Origin of the sequence: Geobacillus sp. G4 (assembly GCF_040327975.1) — a bacterium.
Taxonomy (GTDB): Bacteria; Bacillota; Bacilli; order Bacillales; family Anoxybacillaceae; genus Geobacillus; species Geobacillus thermoleovorans.
Genome location: NZ_JBEPJY010000002.1, coordinates 219387 through 245735, shown reverse-complemented (window position 1 = coordinate 245735; position 26349 = coordinate 219387). Strand labels below are relative to the sequence as shown.

The 26349-nt window shown below is 55.3% G+C and carries 22 protein-coding genes; 17 read left to right on the top strand and 5 right to left on the bottom strand.

Annotation, left to right across the window (positions count from 1 at the left end; genetic code table 11):
* Positions 1 to 94: 94 nt before the first annotated feature.
* Positions 95 to 1189 (bottom strand): M24 family metallopeptidase, encoded by a 1095-nt coding sequence (locus ABS784_RS03455; protein WP_023633836.1) that lies wholly within the window; start codon positions 1187 to 1189, stop codon positions 95 to 97.
* Between the two features lie 139 nt (positions 1190 to 1328).
* Here ABS784_RS03455 and ABS784_RS03450 point away from each other — a divergent pair, with 139 nt between their 5' ends.
* A complete protein-coding gene (locus ABS784_RS03450) occupies positions 1329 to 2009 on the top strand; it encodes a metal-dependent hydrolase (protein WP_062898864.1) in 681 nt (226 codons plus the stop codon).
* Positions 2010 to 2126: 117 nt separating this feature from the next.
* The gene (locus ABS784_RS03445; RefSeq protein ID WP_011232223.1) at positions 2127 to 3434 is read left to right on the top strand and encodes a CBS domain-containing protein; all 1308 of its coding nucleotides are present in this window, start codon (positions 2127 to 2129) and stop codon (positions 3432 to 3434) included.
* An 84-nt stretch (positions 3435 to 3518) separates the two neighbouring features.
* On the opposite strand, the gene ABS784_RS03440 is transcribed toward ABS784_RS03445, so the two are convergent.
* Positions 3519 to 3827: a YtpI family protein gene (locus ABS784_RS03440; RefSeq protein WP_011232222.1), complete on the bottom strand. Its 309-nt coding sequence runs from the start codon at positions 3825 to 3827 to the stop codon at positions 3519 to 3521.
* Between the two features lie 100 nt (positions 3828 to 3927).
* Between ABS784_RS03440 and ABS784_RS03435 the strand changes: the two genes are divergently transcribed.
* Positions 3928 to 4875, top strand: a complete 948-nt coding sequence (locus ABS784_RS03435) for a DHH family phosphoesterase (RefSeq protein WP_011232221.1) — start codon at positions 3928 to 3930, stop codon at positions 4873 to 4875.
* A 152-nt stretch (positions 4876 to 5027) separates the two neighbouring features.
* On the opposite strand, the gene ytrI is transcribed toward ABS784_RS03435, so the two are convergent.
* Positions 5028 to 5531, bottom strand: coding sequence for a sporulation membrane protein YtrI (gene ytrI, locus ABS784_RS03430; protein ID WP_014196532.1), 504 nt, complete (start codon positions 5529 to 5531; stop codon positions 5028 to 5030).
* On the bottom strand, positions 5528 to 5869 hold the full coding sequence (ytrH, locus tag ABS784_RS03425) for a sporulation membrane protein YtrH (RefSeq protein ID WP_011232219.1): 342 nt from the start codon (positions 5867 to 5869) through the stop codon (positions 5528 to 5530). Before ytrH ends, ytrI begins: the two co-directional genes overlap by 4 nt.
* Before the next feature lie 115 nt (positions 5870 to 5984).
* Here ytrH and dnaE point away from each other — a divergent pair, with 115 nt between their 5' ends.
* The 6 genes from dnaE to pyk all read left to right on the top strand — a co-directional run bounded on the left by dnaE (position 5985) and on the right by pyk (position 14807).
* Positions 5985 to 9260: a DNA polymerase III subunit alpha gene (gene dnaE, locus ABS784_RS03420; protein WP_352511451.1), complete on the top strand. Its 3276-nt coding sequence runs from the start codon at positions 5985 to 5987 to the stop codon at positions 9258 to 9260.
* Positions 9261 to 9319: 59 nt separating this feature from the next.
* On the top strand, positions 9320 to 10003 hold the full coding sequence (locus ABS784_RS03415; protein ID WP_031213151.1) for a FadR/GntR family transcriptional regulator: 684 nt from the start codon (positions 9320 to 9322) through the stop codon (positions 10001 to 10003).
* A gap of 39 nt (positions 10004 to 10042) precedes the next feature.
* Positions 10043 to 10915 carry an acetyl-CoA carboxylase, carboxyltransferase subunit beta gene (accD, locus tag ABS784_RS03410; protein ID WP_014196529.1) on the top strand — a complete coding sequence of 291 codons (873 nt, stop codon included), beginning with the start codon at positions 10043 to 10045 and terminating at the stop codon, positions 10913 to 10915.
* A complete protein-coding gene (gene accA, locus ABS784_RS03405) occupies positions 10900 to 11877 on the top strand; it encodes an acetyl-CoA carboxylase carboxyl transferase subunit alpha (RefSeq protein WP_011232215.1) in 978 nt (325 codons plus the stop codon). Before accD ends, accA begins: the two co-directional genes overlap by 16 nt.
* Before the next feature lie 179 nt (positions 11878 to 12056).
* Positions 12057 to 13016, top strand: a complete 960-nt coding sequence (gene pfkA, locus ABS784_RS03400) for a 6-phosphofructokinase (RefSeq protein ID WP_025039132.1) — start codon at positions 12057 to 12059, stop codon at positions 13014 to 13016.
* 27 nt (positions 13017 to 13043) lie between these two features.
* Positions 13044 to 14807, top strand: a complete 1764-nt coding sequence (gene pyk, locus ABS784_RS03395; protein WP_025039133.1) for a pyruvate kinase — start codon at positions 13044 to 13046, stop codon at positions 14805 to 14807.
* A gap of 142 nt (positions 14808 to 14949) precedes the next feature.
* Here pyk and ytvI read toward each other — a convergent pair whose 3' ends face one another.
* Entirely contained in the window at positions 14950 to 16068 is a 1119-nt protein-coding gene (gene ytvI, locus ABS784_RS03390; protein WP_023633466.1) for a sporulation integral membrane protein YtvI, read from the bottom strand.
* A 93-nt stretch (positions 16069 to 16161) separates the two neighbouring features.
* On the opposite strand from ytvI, the gene ABS784_RS03385 reads away from it, so the two are divergent.
* From ABS784_RS03385 to polA, 8 genes are all read left to right on the top strand, one after another.
* Positions 16162 to 16617 carry a DUF441 domain-containing protein gene (locus ABS784_RS03385; RefSeq protein ID WP_021322131.1) on the top strand — a complete coding sequence of 152 codons (456 nt, stop codon included), beginning with the start codon at positions 16162 to 16164 and terminating at the stop codon, positions 16615 to 16617.
* A 293-nt stretch (positions 16618 to 16910) separates the two neighbouring features.
* Complete coding sequence (gene citZ / locus ABS784_RS03380; RefSeq protein ID WP_011232210.1) at positions 16911 to 18029, top strand: citrate synthase; 1119 nt, start codon at positions 16911 to 16913, stop codon at positions 18027 to 18029.
* Positions 18030 to 18101: 72 nt separating this feature from the next.
* Positions 18102 to 19373, top strand: a complete 1272-nt coding sequence (gene icd, locus ABS784_RS03375) for an NADP-dependent isocitrate dehydrogenase (protein WP_011232209.1) — start codon at positions 18102 to 18104, stop codon at positions 19371 to 19373.
* A 26-nt stretch (positions 19374 to 19399) separates the two neighbouring features.
* A complete protein-coding gene (gene mdh, locus ABS784_RS03370) occupies positions 19400 to 20338 on the top strand; it encodes a malate dehydrogenase (RefSeq protein WP_013524302.1) in 939 nt (312 codons plus the stop codon).
* Between the two features lie 84 nt (positions 20339 to 20422).
* Complete coding sequence (locus ABS784_RS03365; protein WP_011232207.1) at positions 20423 to 20890, top strand: MaoC/PaaZ C-terminal domain-containing protein; 468 nt, start codon at positions 20423 to 20425, stop codon at positions 20888 to 20890.
* A gap of 207 nt (positions 20891 to 21097) precedes the next feature.
* Complete coding sequence (locus tag ABS784_RS03360) at positions 21098 to 21805, top strand: response regulator transcription factor (RefSeq protein WP_015375585.1); 708 nt, start codon at positions 21098 to 21100, stop codon at positions 21803 to 21805.
* Entirely contained in the window at positions 21798 to 23546 is a 1749-nt protein-coding gene (pnpS, locus tag ABS784_RS03355) for a two-component system histidine kinase PnpS (RefSeq protein WP_014196522.1), read from the top strand. Before ABS784_RS03360 ends, pnpS begins: the two co-directional genes overlap by 8 nt.
* 153 nt (positions 23547 to 23699) lie before the next feature.
* Positions 23700 to 26336: a DNA polymerase I gene (gene polA, locus ABS784_RS03350; RefSeq protein ID WP_047758145.1), complete on the top strand. Its 2637-nt coding sequence runs from the start codon at positions 23700 to 23702 to the stop codon at positions 26334 to 26336.
* Positions 26337 to 26349: the final 13 nt, after the last annotated feature.

Genomic DNA, 26349 nt, shown 5'->3' with positions numbered 1-26349 from the left:
AAACAAAGCTGTCCGAATCGGCTTGGGGATCGGGCCGGTGGACAGCTTTTTTGATGCGCTCATTCGCGGCAGCTTTTGCCAATGGCCTCTCTCGTTAAACAATGATCAACTCCTTCGAAAACGACGTCAACACCTCAACCCCATGATCCGTGACCGCGACGTCGTCTTCAATGCGCACGCCGCCGATGGATGGGACGTAAATGCCTGGTTCGATTGTAAACACCATGCCGGGGGCGAGCGGTTCGTTGTTGGCGCCATGAAGCGATGGGTATTCGTGGATCTCGATCCCTAAGCCGTGTCCGACGCGGTGGGTGAAATAGTCTCCGTAGCCGGCTTGTTCGATGACGTTTCGGGCGGCGCGGTCGATCTCGCCCATCGCGGTTTGCGGGCGGCAGGCGTCGATCGCCGCCTGCTGGGCGCGCCGAACGGTATCGTAAATGAGCCGCTGTTCGTCGCTTGCCGTCTGACAGACGACGGTGCGGGTAATGTCGGAGCAATACCCATCGACGATGACGCCCAAATCGAACAGCACGAAATCGCCTGGTGCGACCGCCGCCGTTCCCGGCACGCCGTGCGGATCGGCTGATTTTGCGCCCGTGAGCACGGTCGTGGGAAACGACATCCCTTCAACGCCGAGTTTTTTCAGCTCATATTCAATAACGGCGACAAGTTCGAGCTCCGTCACGCCCGGGCGGATGGCCGAGACGCCGATTTCGATCGCTTTGTCGGCAAGTTCCGCCGCCTGGCGCAACACCTTCATTTCCTGCTCATCCTTGATCAGGCGAAGCTGGCGCAGCTTTTCTTCGGCGTCGTGCCACTTGGCGTTTGGAAACAATGCCGAGAGACGCTCGAAACGGGCAAACGACAAATGGTTTTTCTCGATGGCAATCAAGCCGGGTTTTGCGCCGCGCGCTTCGAGATGGCGCCCGATCTCTTCCCATGGGTCGGTGCTGTCGTCGTAGCCGATCACCGTATACCCAAAGCCGCTCCGGCGGGCGCGCGGGACTTCCATTTGCGGACAGACGAGCGCGGGCTCGCTGTCAGGGAAAACAAGCAATGCAAGCAGCCGCTCGTGTGGATCGCAAAAAAAGCCGCTCAAATAAAAAACGTTGGCGCTTGACGTAATGAAGGCAAATGAATCATCATGATGTTGAAGCCATGATGAAAAAGCATCCAGCCGTTGGTTCATCGTTCCCTTCCTTCCTTTTTTCTTGATCGTCCATTTTGAGCGTATCAAGAAACGGGCCGTTTGTAAATGGACAGGCGGGAAAAGAAGGAAATGGATGGGCGGCGGCGAATCATGTGTAGTGGAAAGGAGAGATGTGACGATGAAAATCAGCTACCATGGCCATTCGGTCGTCCGCATTGAGACGAACGGAAAAACGATTTTGATCGACCCGTTCATCACCGGCAATACGACGACCGATTTGAACGCGGCGGATGTGAAAGCGGATGTCATTTTGTTGACGCACGGGCACGGGGATCATGTCGGCGATACGGTTGAAATCGCCAAGCGGAACAACGCCCTTGTCGTGGCCACATTTGAGCTGGCGACGTATTTAAGCTGGCAAGGCGTCGAGACGTTTGGCATGAACATCGGCGGGGCGCGCGAATTTGACTTTGGCACGGTCAAGTTCACGCAGGCGTTCCACAGCTCCGGGTTTGTGACGGACGACAAGCAAATCATTTATTTAGGCATGCCGACCGGCATTTTGTTCACGTCCGAAGGCAAAACGATCTATCATGCCGGCGATACCGGGCTGTTTTCCGACATGAAGCTGATCGGCGAGCGCCATAACATCGATGTCGCCTTTTTGCCGATTGGGGACAGCTTCACGATGGGGCCGGAAGACGCGGCGGTCGCCGCCGAGTGGCTCGGGGCGAAACTCGTCGTGCCGATCCATTACAACACGTTCCCGCCGATCACCCAAGACCCCGAGCGGTTCGTCTCGCTCCTTCCGCCGGGCGTCGGCCGCGCGTTGAAACCGGGGGAAAGCATCGAGCTGTAACAGAGGCGCTCTTCCCGCTTTGGGAAGGGCGCTTTATGATGGCCGGCGCGACCGTTGAATCCCCGCCGCCAGGCCCGTTATAATGAAAGTAACAAACGCGTAAAGGGTGAAGAACCGTTGGCGACAAAACACGAGCAAATTTTGGAATACATCCACCGGCTGCCGATCGGCGAGAAAATTTCTGTCCGGCAGATCGCCAAGGAAATGGGCGTAAGCGAAGGGACGGCGTACCGGGCGATCAAGGACGCCGAGAACAAAGGGTATGTGAGCACGATTGAACGCGTCGGCACGATCCGGATTGAGAAGAAACGGAAGGAAAACATTGAGAAGCTTACGTACGCCGAGGTTGTCAACATTGTGGACGGCCAAGTGCTTGGCGGACGTGAAGGGTTGCATAAGACGCTCAACCGTTTTGTCATCGGCGCAATGCAGCTGGAGGCGATGATGCGCTATACGGGCGCAGGGGATTTGCTTATCGTCGGCAACCGGACGAAGGCGCACGAGCTGGCGCTTCAGGCGGGGGCGGCCGTGCTCATCACCGGCGGGTTTGACACGGCCGACCACGTGAAAAAGCTCGCCGATGAGCGGCAGCTGCCGATCATTTCGACGAGCTATGACACGTTTACGGTCGCGACGATGATCAACCGGGCGATTTACGACCAGCTCATCAAAAAAGAAATTGTGTTGGTCGAGGATATTCTCATTCCGCTTGACAAAACAGCGTACTTGCGCGTCCATGATCCGATTGAGCGGTGGTATGCGTTGAACAAAGAGACGCGCCATAGCCGGTTCCCGGTCGTCGATGATGAGCTGAAAGTGCAAGGGGTTGTGACGGCAAAAGACGTGCTGGATGTCGACCGGCAGCTGCCGATCGAAAAGGTGATGACGAAGCAGCCGATTACGGTGAACGGAAAAACGTCAGTGGCGTTTGCTTCTCATATTATGGTATGGGAAGGAATTGAGCTTCTCCCGGTGGTGGATGACTATAACCGGCTGCAAGGGATCATCAGCCGCCAAGACGTGTTAAAAGCGTTGCAAATGGCGCAGCGCCAGCCGCAAGTCGGGGAGACGATCGATGATCTCATCACCGCCCAGTTTCGTGAGTCAGGCGACAAAGAAACGCTGTTTCGCTGCACGATCACGCCGCAGATGACGAACTATTTAGGGACGCTCTCGTACGGCGTGTTTACGACGATCGTCACCGAAGCGGCGGCGCGCATGCTTCGCGCGTACAAACGCGGCGATTTGGTGATGGAAAATATCACGATTTACTTCATCAAGCCGGTGCAAATCGACAGCACGGTCGACGTGCGGGCAAAGCTTTTAGAGCTCGGGCGCAAGTTCGGGAAAGTGGATGTCGAAGTGTATAACGAAGGCGATCTTGTCGGCAAAGCGATGATGATGTGCCAGCTGATCGACCGATAAACGGTAAAGGAAAAAAAGGATGTCCACTTCCTTATGGGAACATCCTTTTCCTTTATCGTTGACCGGCGCATACGCCAAACGGCATTACCCTTGTTTTGCCGCTTCCTTTGCCTCTTCGACCGCCTGCGGCAGATAGCAGCGGTAGGCGCGGTAGCCGGCCCAAACGCTCCCGAAGCCTAAGGCGATAAAAATGGCGCAGATGATATAGGTCACGGTTGTCTGATACAAAAACAATTGGTTGATCCCGAACAAGGCAACGAACAGTCCAAGCGCCATGCTCGATTTCGCTGAGAGAAAGCGGCGTTCCATCGGGCGCTGGGAGCGGACGTAGCGGATTTTATAATAGACGTAAAACGAAAAGGAAAATATAATGAAAATAACCAAGGCTGGCATGGTTGGGTCCCTCCGTTGTTCATTTCTTTTTTCATTGTACATAGAAGCAGGGAAAAATGCCAGCGGTTGAATATGACAGGTGACTAAAGGGGAAGAACGAATGAAACCGGTTCATCAACAAATTCTTGATGCGATTCGTGAATTTGACACGATCATCATCCACCGCCATGTTCGCCCGGACCCGGACGCGTACGGGTCGCAAGGCGGGTTGGCGGCGTTGCTTCGGGCGTCGTTTCCGGAAAAACGAGTGTATGCGGTGGGGACCGATGACCCATCGTTATCATTTTTACGACAAATGGATGTCATTGACGATGCCGTTTATGAACAGGCGCTTGTGATCGTCTGCGATACAGCCAATGAGGAGCGGATTTGCGACAGCCGCTATCGGCTCGGGCGAAAGCTCATTAAAATTGACCATCACCCGAACGACACGCCGTATGGCGACATTATGTGGGTCGATACCGCCGCCAGTTCGACAAGCGAGATGATTTATGAGTTTTATTTGGCGGGGAAAGAGGAAGGGTTGACGATGACCGCTGAGGCGGCGCGTCTCATTTACGCCGGCATTGTCGGCGATACGGGCCGCTTTTTGTTTCCGCGCACAAGTGAAAAAACGTTCCGCTACGCTGGGGAGCTCATTTCGTACGGTTTTTCGCTGACGGAATTGTACGACGGATTGTATCGGACGAGCTTGCCGCTCGCCCGCTTAAGCGGTTATGTGTTGTCGAACTTTATGATCGAGGAAGGGGTGGCGGCTGTGAAAATGCCGCGGGCGCTGCTTGGGGAATACGGCGTCACCCCGCTTGAGGCGTCGCAACTCGTCAGTTTGCTCGGCAATATTGACGGCATTGTCGCCTGGGTGTTTTTCATTGAGGAAGAACGGGAAATCCGCGTCCGCTTCCGTTCCAAAGGGCCGGTCATCAATGTGGTCGCCAAACGCTACGGCGGCGGCGGCCATCCGCTCGCAGCCGGTGCGTCCATTGCTTCTTGGGAGGAAGCGGATCGCGTGATTGAAGACGTAAAAGCGGTTTGCCGGGCTGAGCGGTGACGGAAACGAGTGGTTTTAAAAAGTTGTTGTTTCAAATGAAGCGTCATGTTGATAGGAGAAGGCGTCCCGAAGGCTTTCGGGACACCCTCTTTTCCCGCAAGACGCGCTTGTTTGGCACTCCACCGCGGCGGAATGGGGTGGCAAGGTGCGCTCTACGGAAGCGGCGTCAGTTTCACTTCGACGGCCAACAAGGTAAAGATCGTGAGTGTGTGAAGTTCAAGCCGGTATGTCTTCTCGTGGATCGTATACGTTTTGTTTTCAATTGCCCGCTCAATCAGTTCGCGGCTGTTGTACACTGTTTCGATATCTTTCGCAATCAAATGGGACAAATCTTCTTTGACGCTGTCTTCAATGCGAAACGTCGTGTATGAATCAAGTTTATATTGCTCGGCGTTGGCGAGATGGACGGAAACGTCCTGCACGGTCAGCTTTTTTTTCATTTCCTTATTGTAATGAATATAGTCTTCCTGCCAAATGCGAATTTCGTTTTGCAAATCGGCGATCTGTTCGTTGAGCTCATTGACGTGTTGCACTTGTTTTTCCTGCAAGACGCCGAAAATATACAAAAAGACAAACCAACTGATGAGCGCTCCGATCGCCGCGCCGGCGAAAAAGCGCTGCCATGACGGGTATTGGTAATACGGAGGAATTCTCATGGCGAAATGTGCTCCTGCGTCAGCCACGTGATGATCGCCACTCCGGTCTGTGCTCCGCCCATGGCGGACAAAATGAGCAAAAATTGCCGCACGATGTCTTTCGTTTCCCCTAAAAACAGCCCTCGCTCAACGACGTAAAACGTGTCAAACGTCCCGCCGATGGCGGCGACGACCGCCCAAATGCGCAAATCGCCGGCAAATCGGTACATGGCCGTCAGCGGCTGGCCGCCGCTCAAAAACGCGCCGAGCGCGCCGATGATGGCGCCGCCAAGCAGCACGCCGACGGCGATAAAATAGCTTTGAATAAACGCCGGCAAGAAGGCCGCTTTTTCGTTCATGCGTTTCCCCGCCCTTTCTTTCTCTCTTATCTATGTATATCAATAGGGTGGACGGAGTATGTAGCCGAAAGAAAAGTTTTCGCCCGTCAAGCGCACGGATGAGGGAGGGATGGTCATGATGTTCGTCCACTTGCATGTGTTGAGCGGATACAGTTTGTTTCAAAGTGCAGCGGCGGTGGAGGCGCTTGCAGCGAGGGCGAAACAGCTCGGCTATCAAGCGCTCGCGCTCACGGACCGGAATGTGTTGTATGGCGCTATTCCGTTTTACCGGGAATGCAAGCAGAACGGCATTCGCCCGATTATCGGCGTGACGGCTGATGTCGCTCTTTCTGGGGAGGAAGCGTTCCCGCTCGTGCTGTTGGCCGCCAATGAAGAGGGGTATCGCCATTTGCTTGAAATCAGCACCATGATACAAATGGGGGAAACAAAGCATATGGAGGAAGCCGCTCTTGTACGCTTAAGCGGCGGCATCATCGCCATCACTCCCGGAAGCGAGGGACGCGTCGAGTCGCTTGTGGCCGCCGGCGAATGGGAGCGGGCGAAAGAGGCGCTTGGCCGCTATCATCAGCTGTTTCCAGGACGGCTGTATGTCGCCGTTCAGCGCGGCGAGCAAACGCGAGCCCCATATGAAGCCGGGTTGTTGCAGCTGGCGGAGGAAACCGGCGTCCCGATCGTGGCGACGAACGACGTCCGTTACGTGGAGCGCAGCGATGCCGTGGCGTGGCGTTGCTTGCAGGCCATCGGCCGCGGCGCGTTGCTCGCTGACATTGAGGACGATAACGGCCGCTATTTGGCGGGGCCAGAGGAGATGGCGCGCCGGTTTGCGGACTTGCCGGAGGCGCTCGAGAACAGCCTGGCGATCGCCGATCAATGCGAGCTGCAGATCGAGTTTGGCGGTTGGCGGCTGCCGGCGTATCCCGTTCCGGACGGAGAGACGGCCGACAGTTATTTGCGCCTCTTATCGGAACAAGGGCTCGCCCGACGCGTGCCGTCGGCCGATGAGCGCTACTGGCGTCGGCTTTCGCATGAGCTGGATGTGATTCAGTCGCTTCATTTCAGCGACTATTTTTTGATCGTCGCCGATGTGCTCGCCTACGCCCGCCGGCGCGGCATCTTAACCGGCCCGGGCCGCGGTTCGGCGGCCGGGTCGCTTGTCGCCTACGCATTGTCGATCACCGATGTCGATCCGATCAAGTATGGGCTTTTGTTTGAACGGTTTTTAAATCCGGAGCGGGCGTCGGTGCCGGATATTGACTTGGATTTTCCTGATGGCCGGCGCGAAGAAGTGATTCGCTATGTGGCGGATAAATACGGGCGCGACCGCGTTGCGCAAATCATTACGTTCGGTACGTTCGGCGCCAAAGCGGCGCTGCGCGAGACGGCCAAAGCGCTTGGCGTCCCTGGGCGGGAGGCGGAACAGGTCGCGGCGCTGCTGCCGAGCAAACAAAGTGTGACGCTCCGCCAATGGCATGCCGAGTCCGCCGCTTTTCGGCGCGCGGTGGCAGCGGTTCCGCAAGGGAGAGAGTGGCTGGCTGTTGCGCAAAAACTGGAAGGGCTGCCGCGCCATACGTCGATCCACGCTGCTGGTGTCATCATCAGCCCGGAGCCGCTCGTTCGCTTCGTGCCGCTGCAGCCAAGCCATGGCGAATGGCCGCTGACGCAATACGCGATGGGGGCGCTTGAAGCGCTTGGATTGCTGAAAATTGATTTTCTCGGTTTGCGCACGCTCACGTTGATCGAGCAGATCGTGCGTTTGATCGAGCGGCAGACAGGAAAGCCGTTTGACATCCGCACGCTGCCGCTCAATGATGAAAAAACGTACGCGCTGCTTGGCGCTGGAGATACAAACGGCATTTTTCAGCTGGAATCAAGCGGGATGAAGCGTGTGCTCGCCGAGCTGCGGCCGTCGCAATTGGAAGATGTCGTCGCCGTCAATGCCTTGTATCGGCCAGGGCCGATGCAAATGATCCCCGTTTACATCCGGCGCAAGCGCGGGGAAGAGCCGGTGTCCTATGCCCATCCTGATCTTGAGACGATTTTGGCGCCCACATACGGGGTGTTGATCTACCAGGAGCAAATTATGCAAATCGCCGCCCGGCTTGCCGGATTTTCGCTCGGACAAGCGGACGTGCTTCGCCGGGCGGTGGCGAAAAAAGAGAAAGCGCTGCTTGCTGAGCAGCGTCAGGCGTTTGTCGCCGGCTGCGTGGCGAACGGCTATCCGAAAGCAGTCGCCGAGGAACTGTACCGACACATCGTCCGCTTTGCCGATTACGGCTTCAACCGAAGCCACGCGGTCAGCTATGCGCTGTTGTCGTATGCGATGGCGTATATGAAAGCTCATTACCCGCTTTGTTTTTATGCGGTCATGCTCACCAATGCTTCCGGCGACCGAGAAAAAGCGGCGGTATACTATTGGGAGGCGGCGCGAAAAGGGATCAACGTCCTTTTGCCGTCGGTCAACAAAAGCGGTTTTCGCTCTTCCGTGGAGGGGAGCGCCATTCGCCTTGGGCTCGCGATGGTGAAGCAAGTCGGCTCGGCGGCGAAGCTGATTGTCGAGGAGCGGAAAGCGAACGGACCGTTTGCCGACTTCTTTGATTTCGCTGCTCGCCTGCTGCCAAAAGGGCTCGGGCGCCCGGCGCTCGAGGCGCTCATTTCCGTTGGGGCGTTTGACGAGTTCGGTGCAGATCGGGCTTCGCTTCTTGCCAGCATTGACATTGCGATCGAACATGTGCAATGGGTTCAGGCGCTGCAAGCCGGAGGGCTGTCGTTAAAACCGAAATATGCTGCCGCACATTCGTGGCCTTTGTCCGAACGGCGGCGGCGGGAAGCGGAGTTTCTTGGCTTCGCCGTCACCCCGCATCCGGCGGCGGTGTGCCGCCCGTTGCTGCAAGCGGCGGGGGCGGTGTGTGTTGCCGATGTACAAGGTCCGTCAACTGTAGTCGGGGGAGCGGTCGTCCGCATACGGAAAACGAGAACAAAGCAGGGTGAAGAAATGGCGTTTTTCACCGTCGGCGATGAGAGCGGGGAATTGGAGGCGGTGGCGTTTCCGAACGTTTACCGCCGTGCGGCGGACATATTGAAAGAAGGGCAGTTTGTATTGCTTGCCGGAACGATTGAGGTGCGCGGCGGACGGCGTCAGCTCATCATCCGCCGGGCCGAACGCTTGACGGCGTCGGCGTTGTATATCGACGCCAGCCGCCAAGACAAGGCGCGTCTTGCCGCGCTGAAGCCGCTGTTGGAACGACACCAAGGCCGCACTCCGGTGTATTTGTACGATGAAGCGAAGCGGAAGCTTCTCCGTCTTCCCGAGCGGTATGCGGCCGATCTCACCGCCCCGCTTGTCGATGAACTGCTTTCCTTGTTCAGCTTCGGACGCGTGGTCGTCAAGTAAATCGCTCTTTACTATTTCATTATTTTGTTATATCGTATAACCATTAGGTGGTCAGACCAGTGGATGAAGCGAAGGAGAGGGGTCATTGTATCAAAGAGGAGAACGTGTATGCCGAGACGTTGAAACACATCCACCGCATGATGGCGGAAGACAACCTAGCCCCTGGCGACAAGCTGCCGTCGGAGCGCGAGCTGGCCGAACGGCTCGGCGTCGGGCGTTCATCGGTGCGCGAGGCGTTGCGGGCGCTTGAATTTCTCGGCTTGATTGAAACGCGGCGCGGCGAGGGGAGGTATAGGCGTGAGGTCGGCAGCCACCAGCTGATCGACCTGTTGGCGATGTTTTTGTTGGAAAACGAACGGGCGAAGGCCGATTTGGCGGAAACAAAATGGCTCATCGAGCGCCTGTTGCTTGCGCTTGCGTGTCGGCGCCGGAGCGCGGAGGACGTAGACGAGTTGAAAAAAATCGTTCGTCAAAAACCGATTGATTTCGCGCGGTTTTTCGAGACGGTGGTGGAAGCGGCTGGCAATGTTTTGCTCGCCCGCATTTGGCGGGTGCTGTCGGGGTTTGCCGCTTCATTTGCGCCCGAGCCGCCCCTTGCCGACGCCAGCTATGAACAGCTGCTCGCCGCTTTGGAAAGGCAAGATCCGGCGGAGACTGTCGCCGTCTGGGAGGCGCAACGGCCTTCGCCGTTGTCGAAACGGGCCGGACATCGTTTGACAAACAATGATGTCCATTTTCGATAAAGTAGTAGAGAGGCGAAAACGCAAAGGAGGGGCTCCCTCGTGTGGAAAGACTTGTTTGTGAAAAAGAAAAAGTATGCACCGCTGCCTTCAGAACAAGCGAGGCATGAAGTGCCGGAAGGCGTGATGACGAAATGTCCGCAATGCAAGAAAATTATGTATACAAAAGAGTTGATCAAAAACTTGCGCGTTTGCCTAAGCTGCGGCTACCATCATCCGATGCCGGCGCGTGAACGGATTGCAAGCCTTCTTGATGACGGCAGCTTCCGCGAGTATGACGCCGATATGATCTCGGTCAATCCGCTCGGCTTTCCGGGCTACATCGAAAAACTGGAAGAAGACCGGCGCAAGTCAGGGCTGAACGAGGCGGTCGTCACCGGCGAAGGGGCGCTTGACGGCCATCCGCTCGTCATTGCTGTCATGGATTCATCGTTTCGCATGGGCAGCATGGGCTCGGTCGTCGGCGAAAAAATCACCCGCGCCGTCGAACGGGCGCACAAACAGCAGATGCCGTTTCTCATTTTCACCGCTTCCGGCGGCGCCCGCATGCAGGAAGGGGTGTTGAGCCTCATGCAAATGGCGAAAACAAGCGCGGCGCTCAAACGGTTCAGCAACGACGGCGGCTTGTTCATCTCCGTCATGACCCACCCGACGACCGGCGGTGTATCGGCGAGTTTCGCCTCGCTTGGGGATTATAACTTTGCCGAGCCGGGGGCGCTCATTGGTTTTGCCGGCCGCCGCGTCATCGAGCAGACGGTGCGCGAAGAGCTGCCGAACGATTTCCAGACGGCGGAGTTTTTGCTGAAGCACGGGCAGCTTGATGCCGTCATTCACCGCCACGAGCTGAAAGAAACGCTTGCGGTCGTCTTGGATCTTCATCAAAAAGGAGGGGAAGAGGGATGGTGGCGGAATTAGAATTCGAAAAGCCGCTTGTCGAGCTGCGCCGCAAAATTCAAGAGTTGAAAGAGTTCATGAAAACGGCGGACGTCGATTTATCGGCGGAAATCGAAAAGCTTGAGGCGCGCCTCGCCAAGCTGGAAAACGAGATTTATGCGAATTTGACGCCGTGGGACCGCGTGCAAATCGCCCGCCACCCGCAGCGGCCGACGACGCTCGATTACATCGAGCGGTTGTTTACGAACTTTCTTGAGTGCCACGGCGACCGCTGCTTTGGCGATGACGAGGCGATCGTCGGCGGCATCGCCAAATACGACGGACTCCCCGTGACGGTCATCGGTCATCAGCGCGGCAAAGATACGAAAGAAAACTTGCGCCGCAACTTTGGCATGCCGCATCCGGAAGGATACCGGAAGGCGTTGCGGCTCATGAAGCAGGCAGAAAAGTTTTCGCGGCCGATCATCTGCTTTATCGACACGAAAGGCGCCTACCCGGGCAAAGCGGCCGAAGAGCGCGGGCAAAGCGAGGCGATCGCCCGCAACTTGTTTGAAATGGCTGGGCTCACGGTGCCTGTCGTCTGCATCGTCATCGGAGAGGGCGGAAGCGGCGGGGCGCTTGCCCTTGGCGTCGGCAATCATATCCATATGCTTGAAAACTCGACGTACTCGGTCATCTCGCCGGAAGGGGCGGCGGCGATTTTGTGGAAAGACGCCTCATTGGCGCAGCGGGCGGCGGAAACGATGAAAATCACCGCTCATGACTTAAAGGCGCTCGGCGTCATCGATGAAATCATTCCAGAAGTCAAAGGCGGCGCTCATCGCAACGCCGACGAGCAGGCAAAAGAAATTGACCGCGTGCTGCGCCGTTCGCTCAAACAGCTGTTGGCGCTTGACGGCGAAGAGCTCGTCCGGCAGCGCTATGAAAAATTTAAACAAATGGGCCAAGTGTCGTTTTTGCCGGAAACGATTCGGGCAAGATAAGGAAAAAGCTGTCTCCGTCGCGGGACAGCTTTGTTCTATCGTGAAAAAATCCACTTTTGTAAGCCGTTTCAGCGATCGCTTCTATATTGTGTTCCGCTGTCGTTCATGGTACATTAGGGATGTTCAAGAAGACGTATGAGGTCGGACGTGTGCAATTCGATGCAAACGAGGTGGAAATGATGAAACGGATTGGTGTGTTGACAAGCGGCGGCGACTCGCCGGGCATGAATGCGGCCATTCGCGCTGTCGTCCGCAAAGCGATTTACCATGGGGTGGAAGTGTACGGAATCTACCACGGGTATGCCGGGTTGATCGCCGGCAATATCAAAAAACTGGAAGTCGGGGACGTCGGGGACATCATCCATCGCGGCGGCACCATCCTTTATACCGCACGCTGCCCGGAGTTTAAGACGGAAGAAGGACAGAAAAAGGGGATCGAGCAGCTGAAAAAGCACGGTATTGAAGGGCTGGTCGTCATCGGCGGCGACGGGTCGTATCAAGGGGCGAAAAAATTGACGGAGCACGGCTTCCCGTGCGTCGGCGTGCCCGGGACGATCGACAACGACATTCCAGGCACCGATTTTACGATCGGTTTTGACACCGCGCTCAATACGGTCATTGACGCCATTGACAAAATCCGCGACACGGCGACGTCGCATGAGCGGACGTACGTCGTCGAAGTGATGGGCCGCCATGCCGGCGATATTGCGCTATGGTCGGGGCTTGCCGGAGGGGCGGAGACGATTTTGATTCCGGAAGCGGACTACGACATGGACGACATCGTCGCTCGCTTGAAGCGCGGCCATGAACGCGGCAAAAAACACAGCATCATCATCGTCGCCGAGGGAGTCGGCAGCGGCGTCGACTTCGGCCGGCAAATTCAAGAGGCGACCGGCTTTGAGACGCGCGTGACGGTGCTTGGCCACGTGCAGCGCGGCGGATCGCCGACGGCGTTTGACCGCGTGTTAGCGAGCCGCCTCGGCGCCCGTGCGGTCGAGCTGCTCCTTGAAGGCAAAGGCGGCCGCTGCGTTGGCATTCAAAACAACCAAATCGTTGACCATGACATTGCCGAAGCGTTGGCGAAAACACATACGGTCGATCAGCGGATGTATACATTGTCGAAAGAGCTGTCGATTTAATTCCCGAGGGGAAAGGAAGAAGAAGTGATGAAGCGGAAAACGAAAATCGTCTGTACGATCGGGCCGGCAAGCGAGAGCGTAGACAAGCTCGTGCAATTGATCGAAGCGGGGATGAACGTGGCGCGCCTCAACTTTTCGCACGGAGATCATGAGGAACACGGGCGGCGCATCGCCAACATTCGCGAGGCGGCGAGGCGGACGGGCCAAACGGTCGCCATTTTGCTCGATACGAAAGGCCCGGAAATCCGCACGCACAATATGGAGAACGGCGCCGTCGAACTGAAGGAAGGGGCAAAGCTCATCATTTCGATGAGCGAAGTGCTCGGCACGCCGGAAAAAATTTCCGTCACCTATCCGGGGCTGATCGATGATGTGTCCGTTGGTTCGAAAATTTTGCTGGACGACGGGTTGATCGGCCTTGAAGTCAACGCGGTCGACAAGCAAGCTGGAGAAATTGCCACGACCGTCTTAAACAGCGGTGTGCTCAAAAACAAAAAAGGGGTCAATGTCCCCGGCGTGCGTGTCAATTTGCCGGGCATCACCGAGAAGGACCGAGCCGATATTTTATTTGGCATCCGCCAAGGCATCGACTTCATCGCCGCCTCGTTTGTGCGACGGGCGTCTGATGTGCTCGAAATCCGCGAGCTGCTCGAGGCGAATGACGCCTTACATATCCAAATTATCGCGAAAATTGAAAATGAAGAAGGCGTCGCCAACATCGATGAAATTTTGGAAGCCGCCGATGGCCTCATGGTGGCGCGCGGCGACCTTGGCGTTGAGATTCCGGCTGAGGAAGTGCCTCTCATTCAAAAAATGCTCATTAAAAAGTGCAACATGCTTGGCAAACCGGTCATCACGGCGACGCAAATGCTCGACTCGATGCAGCGCAATCCGCGGCCGACGCGGGCTGAGGCGAGCGATGTCGCCAACGCCATTTTTGACGGCACCGACGCCGTCATGCTTTCCGGAGAAACCGCAGCCGGCCAGTATCCGGTCGAAGCGGTAAGGACGATGCACCAAATCGCGCTCCGCACCGAGCAGGCGTTGGAGCATCGCGACATTTTGTCCCAGCGCACGAAAGAGAGCCGAACGACGATCACCGATGCCATCGGCCAATCGGTCGCCCACACAGCGCTCAATTTGGATGTCGCGGCGATCGTGACGCCGACGGTGAGCGGAAAAACGCCGCAGATGGTGGCGAAATACCGCCCGAAAGCCCCGATCATCGCGGTGACATCAAACGAAGCGGTCTCGCGGCGGCTGGCGCTCATTTGGGGCGTGTATACGAAAGAAGCACCGCATGTCAATACAACCGATGAAATGCTCGATGTGGCGGTCGACGCGGCAGTGCGCTCCGGCTTGGTGAAGCACGGCGACTTGGTCGTCATCACGGCCGGCGTGCCGGTCGGCGAAACGGGATCGACGAACTTAATGAAAGTGCACGTCATCAGCGACTTGCTTGCCAAAGGGCAAGGCATCGGCCGCAAGTCGGCATTCGGCAAGGCGGTCGTCGCCAAAACGGCAGAAGAGGCGTGCCGAAAAATGGTAGAGGGCGGCATTTTAGTCACCATCAGCACCGATGCCGATATGATGCCGGCGATCGAAAAAGCGGCGGCGATCATCACCGAGGAAGGCGGGTTGACGAGCCATGCGGCGGTCGTCGGCTTAAGCCTTGGCATTCCGGTCGTCGTCGGGGTGGAAAATGCCACAAGCTTGTTTAAAGATGGGCAAGAGATCACGGTCGATGGCGGCTTTGGCGCCGTCTACCGCGGCCATGCGAGCGTGTTGTAACGGACGTTGCAGCAAAACAGGGTGTCCCAAAAGCAGCGGGACACCCTTTCGCATCGTCCTATATACCCATTAAACATCTTTGTGAAACGAAAGATTGTATTCCTATTATAGAAAGCCGAGCTTTTGAGACAGCTCCCTTCGATTACGTGGCCGGCTTGCCGATAATAAAGCGCCAAAGATCACGAAAAACATTGGCGCTATGGAGCGTGCGGATGATGACAAGCGCGACGGGGCCGGCAATCAAGCCGAGAAAGCCGAGCAGTTTGAAGCCGACGAACAAGGCGATGAGCGTCGCGAGCGGATCGAGGCCGATCGTTGAAGAAAGCACTTTCGGCTCCATGATTTGCCGTTGGACGAGGACGACGACATACAGCACGCCCAATCCGATGGCAAACGGAATGTCGCCGCTAGCCATGGTGTAAATGATCCAAGGAACAAATACAATCCCCGTTCCCAAATATGGCAAAAGATCGACGAACCCGATGATCAATGCGATCGTAATGGCGTAATCGACGCGCAAAATAAGCAAGCCGATCAACACGATGACCGTCGTAATCGAAATGAGCGTCGCCTGCGCTTTGATAAAGCCAAACAGCGCCCGCTTTAAATCAAGAAACACCGTTTTTCCGCTTGTGCGGGCTTTCGTCGGCAGCCATTGCTGCGCCATGCGCATCAGACGGTGCCAGTCTTTGCTGATGAAAAACGTCGCCAACAGCGAAAAAATAAACACGGTCGCGGCATTCGGCAGCCAGGCGAGAAGCTGCGGAATGTTTTGCAGGATGCTTTGGACAAATTCACCAACCGTCGTCCCAATTTTTTTTCCGACGGCTTGAATGTTTTGCATAATCGTATCCTGTTGGGCGGCGCTTAAACTTTTAAACATCCCGGCCAAATCTTTGTAAATCGGGATGATTTGGTCGGCGACGAACGTCTCCATGTACGTGATCAATGCTTGAAATTTTTCCGGCACGACGCGGGCTAAATATTGCGTTCCCGAAACGATTTCGGCAACAAGAAGCGTGACCAAGCCGGCGACCGCGGCAAACAACATGATGAGCGTGACGCTGACCGCGAGCCAGCGCGGCATTTTCGCTTTCCGCTCCAAAGCATCGACGAGCGGGTTGATGATCATCGCGATGAAAAAGGCGATGATGAACGGATACGTCACCGTCGCGATGTAGTACATAGCGATGGCGCCGAGCGCGACAGCGGCGATGACAAGAAAAAAGCGCAAAAAGCGATCAACATAAACTCGGGACAATGTTTCACCTCCAACGACGTTCCATATTGATATATTACACGTTTTCTTACGGGGAAGCAAAAAGACAAGTTTCATAGGAAAGGACGGACGACCGTGAACGAACCGGTGTTGTTTTTATTGTTGTTGCTTGCGCTCGGCTTTCTTGCGAAAAACAAGTCGCTTATTGTCGCCGTCGTTGTGCTGTTGGCCATCAAACTTGTCGGCTTGGATCAAAAAGTGCTGCCGATCATTCAGTCCAAAGGGATCAACTGGGGAGTGACGGTCATTACGATCGCCGTGCTCGCTCCCATCGCTTCTGGGGAGATCGGCTTTCGGCAGCTTGTCGGCTCTCTGCAGTCGTTGTCGGCCTGGGTGGCGCTCGCATCTGGCATTTTTGTCGCCTTGATCGCCAAAAATGGAGTAACGCTCCTTGCCAATGACCCGCATATGACCGCCGCGCTTGCATTCGGCACCATCCTCGCGGTTTCGCTGTTTCATGGGGTGGCGGTTGGTCCATTGATCGGCGCTGGCATTGCCTATACGGTCATCAAAATGGTAGAATATTTTTGATCATCAGGCGGTGTGTGGGATCCTCCGTTTTGAGATGAATCGATTTCCATTTTATTCCTGATCATCATTTCTTTTGACGTGTGACAGCTGACAAAAGTCTGATAATTGTTTATAATAATAAACGTGAGTGAGTTTTCGGCCAAGCATTGTGCAGCTGTTGCGACGGGGCGGTTGTCGCCGGCGTCATGTAAGCACTTTCGCGCGCGCGTTTGTTTTTGCCTCCATTTCGAGCAAGCGCTCATCGGCCATCGGTCGTTATGGCCGGAACTTATGAAGAGAAGGGGAGATTGAACATGACAGTAACCCGTGGGTTAGAGGGAGTTGTGGCCACAACTTCAAGCATCAGTTCGATCATCGATGACACGTTGACGTATGTCGGTTATGACATTGACGATTTAGCCGAAAACGCTTCCTTCGAAGAAGTCGTTTATTTGCTTTGGCATCGCGAACTGCCGACGAAAGAGCAGCTTGAGGAATTAAAGAAACAGTTGGCGGAAAACGCTGAAATTCCAAATGAAATCATTGAACACTTCAAGCTGTATCCGATTGACAAGGTGCATCCGATGGCGGCTTTGCGCACCGCGGTATCGCTTCTCGGCTTGTATGACGAAGAGGCGGATGTGATGACGAAAGAGGCGAATTATCGGAAAGCCATTCGCCTGCAGGCGAAAATCCCGACGATTGTCACCGCCTTCGCCCGCGTGCGCAAAGGGTTGGAACCGGTTGCGCCGCGCAAAGATTTGAGCTTTGCTGCCAATTTCTTGTACATGCTGACCGGCAAAGAACCAGACGACATCGCCACGGAAGCGTTCAACAAGGCGCTCGTGCTGCATGCCGACCACGAGTTGAACGCGTCGACGTTCACGGCGCGCGTCTGCGTAGCCACGCTGTCCGATATTTATTCCGGCATCACGGCGGCGATCGGAGCCTTGAAAGGGCCGCTTCACGGCGGGGCGAACGAAGCGGTGATGAAAATGTTGACGGAAATCGGCACGGTCGACAACGTCGAGCCATACATCCGCAGAAAGCTCGCCAACAAAGAAAAAATTATGGGCTTTGGCCATCGCGTTTACCGAAAAGGCGACCCGCGCGCCAAACATTTGAAAAAAATGTCGGAAAAACTGACGAAGCTCGTCGGCGAGCCGCATTGGTATGAAATGTCGACGAAGATTGAAGAAATCGTCACATCGGAAAAAGCGCTGCCGCCGAACGTTGACTTTTATTCCGCCTCGGTTTACCATTGTTTAGGAATCGATCATGATTTGTTTACGCCGATTTTTGCCGTCAGCCGCACCTCGGGATGGTTGGCTCACATCTTGGAACAATACGACAACAACCGTCTCATCCGTCCGCGCGCTGAGTACACCGGCCCAGGCAAGCGGGCGTACGTGCCGATCGACGAGCGCGGCTAAAACAAGTGGACAAGGCGGTGAAGGCGCGCCTTCACGCCTTTTTATAAAAAAACTGCATTGGGGGTTTTGCTCGTGACGCAAGGAGAAAAAATTACAGTCCAAAATGGTGTGCTCAACGTTCCGAACAACCCGATCATTCCGTTCATCGAGGGGGATGGAACCGGCCCGGACATTTGGGCGGCCGCTTCGCGCGTGCTCGAAGCAGCGGTGGAAAAAGCGTACAAAGGTGAGAAAAAAATCGTCTGGAAGGAAGTGCTCGCTGGTGAAAAAGCGTACAAGCTGACGGGCAGCTGGCTTCCGGATGAAACGCTTGAGACGATCCGCGAATACATAATCGCCATTAAAGGGCCGTTGACGACGCCGGTCGGCGGCGGCATCCGCTCGCTGAACGTAGCGCTCCGCCAAGAGCTCGACCTGTTTGTCTGCTTGCGCCCGGTTCGCTACTTCCCAGGCGTTCCGTCGCCGGTGAAACGCCCGGAAGACACCGATATGGTCATTTTCCGGGAAAACACGGAAGACATCTACGCTGGCATTGAATATGCCAAAGGCACGCCGGAAGTGAAAAAAGTCATCGACTTTTTGCAAAACGAAATGGGCGTGCGCAAAATCCGCTTCCCGGAAACGTCCGGCATCGGCATTAAACCGATTTCCGAACAAGGGACGAAACGGCTTGTGCGCGCGGCGATCAACTACGCGATCGAACACGGCCGCAAGTCGGTGACGCTCGTTCATAAAGGAAACATTATGAAATTCACCGAAGGCGCGTTTAAAAACTGGGGTTATGAATTGGCGGAGGAAGAATTCGCCGACAAAGTGTTCACGTGGGCGCAATACGACCGAATCGTTGAAACGGAAGGCAAGGAAGCGGCGAACAAAGCGCTTGCTGATGCGGAAGCGTCCGGCAAAATCATTATCAAAGATGTCATCGCCGACATCTTCCTGCAACAAATTTTGACGCGTCCGCGCGAATTTGACGTCATCGCGACGATGAACTTAAACGGCGACTACATTTCCGACGCGCTGGCCGCTCAAGTCGGCGGCATCGGCATCGCGCCGGGGGCCAACATCAACTACGAAACCGGCCACGCGATTTTCGAAGCGACGCACGGCACGGCGCCGAAATACGCAGGGCTTGACAAAGTCAACCCGTCGTCCGTCATTCTCTCGGGCGTCATGATGTTTGAGCATCTTGGTTGGAACGAAGCAGCGAAATTGATCATCAAAGCGATGGAGAAAACCATCGCCGCGAAAATCGTCACGTATGACTTCGCTCGCCTGATGGAAGGGGCGACGGAAGTGAAATGCTCCGAATTTGCTGATGCGCTCATCCGCAATATGGACTAACCTTTGAAGGAAAGGGATGGCAAACGATGGCGATGAAACGGAAAAAAATCTCGGTGATCGGCGCCGGATTCACGGGGGCGACGACGGCGTTCCTTTTGGCGCAAAAAGAGCTCGGCGACGTCGTGTTGGTCGATATTCCGCAGCTTGAGAACCCAACGAAAGGGAAGGCGCTCGATATGCTCGAGGCAAGCCCGGTGCTCGGCTTTGACGCGAATATCATCGGCACATCGGATTACGCTGACACAGCCGATTCCGACATCGTCGTCATCACAGCAGGCATCGCCCGCAAGCCGGGCATGAGCCGCGACGATTTGGTGACGACGAACCAAAAAATTATGAAGCAAGTGACGAAGGAAGTCGTCAAGTACTCGCCGAACTGCTACATCATCGTCTTGACGAACCCGGTCGATGCGATGACGTATACGGTCTTTAAGGAATCCGGATTCCCGAAAAACCGCGTCATCGGCCAGTCGGGCGTCTTGGATACGGCGCGCTTCCGCACGTTCGTCGCCGAGGAGCTGAACATTTCGGTAAAAGATGTCACTGGGTTTGTTTTAGGCGGCCATGGCGATGACATGGTGCCGCTCGTCCGCTACTCGTACGCCGGCGGCATTCCGCTCGAAAAACTCATTCCGAAAGATCGTTTGGACGCCATCGTTGAGCGGACGCGCAAAGGCGGCGGTGAAATCGTCAACCTGCTCGGCAACGGCAGCGCCTACTACGCACCGGCCGCCTCGCTTGTCGAAATGGTTGAAGCGATTTTGAAAGACCAGCGCCGCATTTTGCCGGCGATCGCCTACCTTGAAGGCGAATACGGCTATGAAGGCATTTATTTGGGCGTGCCGACGATCCTCGGCGGCAACGGCATCGAGAAAGTGATCGAGCTCGAGCTGACCGAAGAGGAAAAAGCGGCGCTCGCCAAATCCGTCGAATCCGTTAAAAATGTCATGCGCATGCTGGAATAGCGGCGAGGCAAAAATTCGGGCATTGCCCCGGATTTTTGCCCACAGTCAATGAAAGCGCTTTCTAGACAACGAAGGGGTGGGAACATGTTGAAAAAACGAAAGCTCGGGAGACGGATCGGGGAAATTCAAGCGGGGGAAAAGCTCGTGTTCCAAGCCGCCATCGAAGACAAAGACTTGCTTCTTTATCTTGGGCTGACGGATGATGCCAATCCGCTCTATATCCAGCATGATTATGCTTCACAGACGCCGTTTGGAAAACCGGTCGTGCCGCCGGTCATGTTGACGGGGATGATCACTTCCGCGGTCTCCAAATATTTGCCGGGCCCGGGCAGCTACATTACGCGGCAGGATCTTCGCTTTCTCCGCCCAGTTTATCATTATGAAACGCTCGAATTTTTGCTCGAAGTCGCCGATGTCGATGAGGCGGGCCATTGCGTGACGTTGTCCGTCATGGCGACGCGCGGTGCGGAGACGGTGCTTGACGGAACGCTGTCTGTCTGCCCGCCGCATACGTTGCCGCGCCTAGACGGGCGGGTGCTCGAGAACTTTTGACCTCATGTTGAAAGCAGTCCCCCACTTCGAAACAAAGGGGGAGTTTCATGCCGCTTTCCGCCAAAGGAAGCCAGCCAAACGCGAGGGGCAGTTTTCCGAGGGCAACCTGTCCGCAGGAAAACGCCCTTTTTTCTTTTTTTGTCCGAATCAAGGCGTCAATTGTGGTATCATAAAGGCAGAAACCATTGGACGGGATGGAGGAGCGGCATGGGACGAAAAATTTTAGTTGTCGATGACGAACAGCCGATTGTGACTCTGTTGTCGTACAATTTGGAGAAAGCCGGATTTCACGTCGTGACCGCTCACGATGGCGAAGAGGCGCTCGTGAAAGTAGCGTCCGAGCAGCCGGCGCTCATTATTTTGGACTTGATGCTGCCGAAGCTTGACGGCGTTGATGTGTGCAAGCGGCTTCGCCAGCAGCAAATCATGACGCCGATTTTAATGTTGACGGCTCGCGATGATGAATTTGACAAAGTGCTTGGTCTTGAGCTTGGCGCCGACGACTATATGACAAAGCCGTTCAGCCCGCGCGAAGTCATTGCCCGCGTCAAGGCGATTTTGCGCCGCACGGAGATCGTTCAGCCGGCGGCTGAATCGAGCGAGCGGCTTGTTGTTGGCGAGCTGGAAATTTTTCCGGAACGCTATGAAGCAACGATCGACGGCAAGCCGCTTGAGCTGACGCCGAAAGAGTTTGAGTTGCTCCTTTATTTGGCTCGCCATAAAGGGCGGGTGTTGACGCGCGACCAGCTGCTCAGCGCCGTGTGGAACTACGAGTTTGCCGGCGATACACGCATTGTCGACGTCCATATCAGCCACTTGCGCGAGAAGATCGAAACCGATACGAAAAAACCGATGTACATTAAAACGGTGCGCGGCCTTGGCTACAAGTTGGAGGAACCGAAGCGGCATGAATAGCTTCCGCACCCGCCTTTTGTTTTGGCTCGTGACGCTCATCGCCACGGTGTTGATCGCCCTCGGGCTTTTGCTCGGGCAATTGCTGAAAGATTTTTACGCCGAGACGATGAACAAACGGATGGAAAAAGAGGCCCAAGCGCTTGCGATTTTGCTTGAAAATGAACCGCTCGAGCAAATCCGCGCCGATTTGCAGGAAATGGGGAATGAACTGTCGTCCCGCATCACCGTGCTCGATAAAGAAGAACGGGTGCGGTTTGACAGCGGTCGCGTCGCAGCGATCAGCGACAAAGACCATGAGCGCATCGTCCGCGCGATTTTGCGCAAAAAGCAGTTTCCCCGCTTTTCCGTGATTGAAAAAACAAACGATGTCTATTACTACATCGTCCCGTACGAGCGCGGTGAACGGAGCGGGTACGTCGTTTTAAGCACACCGACGAGCTCACTCCAAAAAGTAAACGAGCAAATTTGGGGCGTGCTCACGAGCAGCCTCGGGATGGCGCTCGTTGTCATCATCGCCCTCGTCTGGAAAATCGCCAATCAATATATGAAGCCGATTGAAGAAGCGACGAAAGTGGCGTTTGAGCTGGAAAAAGGCAATTACGCCGCCCGTGTGCCCGATGGTGAATATAACGAGGCCGGGATGCTTGTGCGCTCGATCAACCGGCTGGCCCGCCATTTGCAGGAGATGAGCAGGGCGCGGGAAATTCAGACCGATCGGCTTCACACGCTCATTGAAAACGTCGGCAGCGGCCTGTTGTTTATTGACCACCGCGGACATATTTCTCTCATCAATCGGGCGTTCCAGACTCAGTTTCATCTCGATCCGTCGGATTGTTTGTACCGTCCGTACGCCGATGTGCTGCCGCACCGCGACATCGTCCGGTTTATCGATGATATTTTCATCACTGAAACGACGATGCGCCGGCATATGCGGCTGACGATTGGCATCGAGCGGAAACATTTCGATGTATACGGGGCTCCCATCATTGGCACGAACGCCGAATGGAAAGGGATTGTCGTCGTGTTTCATGACATTACGGAGCTGAAGCGCCTTGAGCAAATCCGCAAAGACTTTGTCGCCAACGTTTCGCACGAATTGAAAACGCCGGTGACGTCCATCAAAGGATTCGCCGAAACGCTATTGGATGGCGCTATGAAGGATGAAGCGGCGCTCGAACATTTTTTGACCATCATCTTAAAAGAAAGCGAACGGCTGCAAACGCTCGTTGAGGAACTGTTGGACTTGTCGAAAATCGAGCAGCACGGATTTCAGCTGCAACTCGAAGACGTGGATATCGCTCAAGTCATCGCCGAAGCGGCTGCTGTGTTTCGCCAAAAAGCGGCGGAAAAACAAATTGATTTGCATATCGAATCGCCATCCGGGCTTGTCATCCGCGGTGACAGAAATCGGATGAAGCAAATTTTGCTGAACTTGCTCGCCAACGCCATCACGTATACGCCGGAGCACGGACGGGTCGCTGTCGAGGCGGAAGAGACGAAGAAAGAAGTGCTGATCCATGTGAAAGACACCGGAATCGGCATTGAGGAAAAAGAAATCCCGCGCATTTTTGAGCGTTTTTACCGCGTCGACAAGGCGCGCAGCCGCGATTCCGGCGGAACGGGGTTGGGCCTGGCGATTGTGAAACATTTGGTTGAGGCTCACCATGGATATATTACCGTAGCGAGCAAAGTGGGGCGCGGCACCGTGTTCACGATCCATTTTCCAAAGCCGGGGCGGTAGCCGGCTTCTTTTTATCATCTCCAACTGAGAAGCCTGCCATTTTTCAGCGTGAGCGTGAGCACGGGATGAATCGGCGCCTCCCATCATGGTGGGAGAGCGTTCAAGGCAAGCCGCAGGCATGGTACAATAGGACAAGGAAGCATCCGAGGAGGGATGAGATTGAAAAAAAAGCTTGTTTTAATCGACGGCAGCAGCGTGGCGTACCGCGCCTTTTTCGCCTTGCCGCTTTTGCATAACGACAAAGGCATCCATACGAACGCCGTCTACGGGTTTACGATGATGTTGAATAAAATTTTGGCGGAAGAAGAGCCAACTCATATGCTTGTCGCGTTTGACGCCGGGAAAACGACGTTCCGGCATGAAGCGTTTCAAGAGTATAAAGGTGGGCGCCAGCAGACGCCACCGGAGCTGTCGGAGCAGTTTCCGCTGTTGCGCGAGCTGCTGAGGGCGTATCGCATCCCCGCCTATGAACTCGAGAACTACGAAGCGGACGATATTATCGGAACGCTTGCCGCCCGCGCTGAGCAGGAAGGGTTTGAGGTGAAAGTCATTTCCGGCGACCGCGATCTGACCCAGCTCGCCTCCCCCCATGTGACGGTGGACATTACGAAAAAAGGGATTACCGATATCGAACCGTACACGCCGGAGGCGGTCCGCGAAAAATACGGCTTAACTCCGGAACAAATCGTTGATTTGAAAGGATTGATGGGCGACAAATCGGACAACATTCCCGGAGTGCCGGGCATCGGGGAAAAGACGGCGGTCAAGCTGCTCAAGCAATTCGGCACGGTCGAAAACGTGCTTGCCTCCATTGACGAGATCAAAGGCGAAAAGTTGAAAGAAACGCTGCGCCAACACCGGGAGATGGCGCTGTTAAGCAAAAAGCTCGCCGCCATTCGCCGCGACGCCCCGGTCGAGCTCTCGCTTGATGACATCGTCTATCAAGGGGAAGACCGGGAGAAAGTGGTCGCTTTATTTAAAGAGCTTGGGTTTCAATCGTTTTTAGAGAAAATGGAATCGCCGTCATCAGAAGAGGAAAAACCGCTTGCCAAGATGGCATTTACGCTTGCTGACCGCGTGACGGAGGAGATGCTTGCCGACAAGGCGGCGCTTGTCGTTGAAGTGGTCGAGGAAAATTATCATGATGCGCCGATCGTCGGCATCGCTGTGGTCAACGAACATGGACGGTTTTTCCTGCGCCCGGAGACGGCGCTTGCCGATCCGCAGTTTGTCGCCTGGCTTGGTGATGAAACGAAGAAAAAAAGCATGTTTGACTCAAAGCGCGCGGCAGTCGCCTTGAAATGGAAAGGAATTGAGCTATGCGGCGTTTCCTTTGATTTATTGCTGGCCGCCTATTTGCTTGATCCGGCGCAAGGTGTTGATGATGTGGCTGCCGCAGCAAAAATGAAGCAATACGAAGCGGTGCGCCCGGATGAAGCGGTGTATGGCAAAGGGGCGAAGCGGGCCGTGCCGGATGAGCCAGTGCTCGCCGAGCATTTGGTCCGCAAGGCGGCGGCGATTTGGGCGCTCGAACGGCCGTTTTTGGATGAGCTGCGCCGCAACGAACAAGATCGGTTGCTCGTCGAGCTCGAGCAGCCGTTGTCTTCGATTTTGGCGGAAATGGAATTTGCCGGAGTGAAAGTGGATACGAAGCGGCTCGAACAGATGGGCGAAGAGCTCGCCGAGCAGCTGCGCACGGTCGAGCAGCGCATTTATGAGCTCGCCGGCCAAGAATTCAACATCAATTCACCGAAACAGCTCGGCGTCATTTTATTTGAAAAACTGCAGCTGCCCGTCTTGAAAAAAACGAAAACCGGCTACTCCACTTCGGCGGATGTGCTTGAAAAACTTGCGCCTTATCACGAGATCGTGGAAAACATTTTGCATTACCGCCAGCTTGGCAAGTTGCAGTCGACGTATATTGAAGGATTGCTGAAAGTCGTGCGACCCGATACAAAGAAGGTGCATACGATTTTCAATCAGGCGTTGACGCAAACCGGACGGCTCAGCTCGACGGAGCCGAACTTGCAAAACATTCCGATTCGGCTTGAGGAAGGACGGAAAATCCGCCAAGCGTTCGTGCCGTCGGAGTCTGATTGGCTCATTTTCGCTGCCGACTACTCGCAAATTGAGTTGCGCGTCCTCGCCCATATTGCGGAAGATGACAATTTAATGGAAGCGTTCCGCCGCGATTTGGATATCCATACGAAAACAGCGATGGACATTTTCCAAGTGAGCGAGGACGAAGTGACGCCCAACATGCGCCGTCAGGCGAAGGCGGTCAACTTTGGGATCGTTTACGGGATCAGTGATTACGGCTTGGCGCAAAACTTAAATATTTCACGCAAAGAGGCCGCTGAATTCATCGAGCGCTACTTCGAAAGCTTCCCTGGCGTGAAGCGGTATATGGAAAACATTGTGCAAGAAGCAAAACAGAAAGGGTATGTGACGACGCTGCTGCATCGGCGCCGCTATTTGCCGGATATCACGAGCCGCAACTTCAACGTCCGCAGCTTTGCTGAACGGATGGCGATGAACACGCCGATTCAAGGGAGCGCCGCTGACATTATTAAAAAGGCGATGATCGATCTGAACGCTAGACTGAAGGAAGAGCGGCTGCAAGCGCGCCTTTTGCTGCAGGTGCATGACGAGCTCATTTTGGAGGCGCCGAAAGAAGAGATGGAGCGGCTGTGCCGGCTCGTTCCGGAAGTGATGGAGCAAGCGGTCACACTTCGCGTGCCGCTCAAAGTCGATTACCATTACGGCTCGACATGGTATGACGCGAAATAAAAAGGAGTCTTGG